Annotated in this window: 3 protein-coding genes; 2 read left to right on the top strand and 1 reads right to left on the bottom strand. The window is 74.8% G+C overall.

All coding sequences use genetic code 11. The annotated features are described in order from the left end of the window. A partial coding sequence (locus tag CR470_RS37630; RefSeq protein WP_097872229.1) for a radical SAM protein occupies positions 1 to 1,101 on the bottom strand: 1,101 nt, incomplete at its 3' end. A gap of 320 nt (positions 1,102 to 1,421) precedes the next feature. Between CR470_RS37630 and CR470_RS39985 the strand changes: the two genes are divergently transcribed. After that, positions 1,422 to 1,583 (top strand): hypothetical protein, encoded by a 162-nt coding sequence (locus CR470_RS39985; RefSeq protein ID WP_179892522.1) that lies wholly within the window; start codon positions 1,422 to 1,424, stop codon positions 1,581 to 1,583. Positions 1,584 to 1,675: 92 nt separating this feature from the next. Next, on the top strand, positions 1,676 to 1,828 hold the full coding sequence (locus CR470_RS39980; protein WP_179892521.1) for a hypothetical protein: 153 nt from the start codon (positions 1,676 to 1,678) through the stop codon (positions 1,826 to 1,828). The last annotated feature ends 174 nt before the right edge of the window (positions 1,829 to 2,002 follow it).

Raw genomic sequence — 2,002 nt, 5'->3', positions numbered from 1 at the left:
GCGCACGACACCCTGTGCACCCTCCCGGGAGCCGCGCACCGCGGCCGTCAGGTCCAGCAGCGCTCCGGCCGCCCCGCCCGCCACCGCACGGGCCCCGGCCTCCGCAGCCTCGTCGCCGCCCAGCGCCCGGCAGCCGTCGCAGTAGGAGCCCGCCCGGGGGCCGGAGCCGTACCGGGCGGCCAGATGCGCGGGCCCGACCGTGCGGAGCATGCGCAGCACCGGGGACTCCAGCGCCCGGTGGCGCACGGTCGCCCAGTCGTCGACGCCGATGTGCCCGAGGTCCAGATGGGCCGGGACGGGCCGCTGGTCGACCGTGTCCTGGTTGCAGCAGGCCAGCACGCGGCCGTCGAAGGCGACCACGGGCCAGGCGGCCATCGAGCACGGCGACGCCGCCGCCGGGTCGGGGCCGATCCGGGCGGGCCTCGCCCAGGAGGCCGCCCGGCCGAACGGCCGCACCTCGTTGACCAGGCAGGGGACCCGGCCGCCGAACTCCTTCTCCACCGCCCGGGTGATGTCGGCGAGATACGGGTCGGACGCGCCGGTCCCGGTGAGGTGGAAACTCACGTCCACGCCCTCGTCCCGGATCCGGTGCAGGGCCCGGAAGACGTCGGCGCGCGGGACCTCGCGCTCGTGGTGGACGTCGAGGGAGGCCGAGAAATGGTCGACGGAGCGGATCGCGCGCAGGATCGCGGGGGGAATCGCCTTCCCGCCCCGGCCGGTCCGACCGCTCCGGTCGTCCCCATGGTCCCGGCGGCTCCCGGACCGATGGCCTTCGGGCCGTGTGTTCCCGGACCGGGCGAAGAACATGCCGCTGAGCAGCGCGGTACGGGACCCGGCGCGGTGCGCCAGCGCGCTCAGCCGTTCGGCGAGCGCGGGCAGCAGCAGCGGCTCCCCGCCGGTGAGCATGACGACGTCGGGCCGGTTCTCCTCGCTGAACGAGCCGACGAAGCGCTCCAGTTGACCGCCGTCCGGCTCCTCCCGGGTGAACAGGTCCGACCCGGTCGAGCAGTGCGCGCAGCGCAGCGGGCAGCGCCGGGTGAGGCCGAGGAGCAGACCGGCGGCCGGGTAGGGCCGCCGTGCGACGAGTTCGGCGAGTTCCATGCGGGCCGCCTCCTTCGGGGCCGGGGCGCGTCGGGCGCGTACCCAGGCTGCGCGCCGGCGGTTCACGGACGGTCCGGCGGGGCTTCGGCGACGGTATGGGCCCAGGTGGGGGCGGGGGCCCGGGCCGCCGGCGAGGCCGGAAAGCAGTGCTTCCCTCCCTCCGAACTGGCCCGATACCGACGCCATACCGCCGCCGAAGCGATCGCCAGGCCCGGCTTCCTAACTTTCTCGGCAACGGCAGGCACCGGCCGGCCGCACCGGACACCGAGGGGCGCGCCCCACGGACCCCGGACCGCAGTGACGAGTGGATGGAGACCGCCATGTCCGAGAACACCAAGCCCGCCGCCGACGACACCAACGAGACCCCCGAGGTCGAGGCGCACTCCGTGCTGGACCTCCAGGAGACGGCCGTCAACGCCGACCGTGACATCATCGCGCCCCCCGGCAACTGCATCAGCGTGCTGAGCGTCGTCGAGAACTGATCCCCGCACCGGACGCCCCGGGGCAGCTCCCCGGGGGTTCCGGTCGTCCCGCAGCTTCCTGTCATCGCAGTGACGAGTGGATGGAGATCGCCATGTCCGAGAACACCAAGCCCGCCGCCGACGAGACCCCCGAGGTCGAGGCGCACTCCGTGCTGGACCTGCAGGAGACGTCCGTCCAGGGCGGCGACCAGACCGACGGCAACTGCATCAGCGTCCTGAGCGTCGTCGAGACGCAGCCGCTCTGACCCCACCGGGCCGTGCGCCGCGGCGGACGAGGCCGACGCCTCGCCGCCGCGGCGCCCGGACGGCGGACAGGCGGTACGGGGCGGCTCCGTGACCACGGGAGCCGCCCCGCCGCGGGTCCGGCCCGTCCTGTCGCGGCTCTGTCTCTTATACACATCTCTGAGCGGGCTGGCAAG

Origin of the sequence: Streptomyces sp. rh34, assembly GCF_002551245.1 — a bacterium.
In the GTDB taxonomy this organism is placed as follows: domain Bacteria; phylum Actinomycetota; class Actinomycetes; order Streptomycetales; family Streptomycetaceae; genus Streptomyces.
This window is presented reverse-complemented; position numbering and strand designations above follow the sequence as displayed.

Excerpts from the sequence above, each read along its gene's own strand:
- CR470_RS39985 (WP_179892522.1), top strand. The coding sequence starts at position 1,422 with ATGTCCGAGAACACCAAGCCCGCCGCCGACGACACCAACGAGACCCCC.
- CR470_RS39980 (WP_179892521.1), top strand. The coding sequence starts at position 1,676 with ATGTCCGAGAACACCAAGCCCGCCGCCGACGAGACCCCCGAGGTCGAG.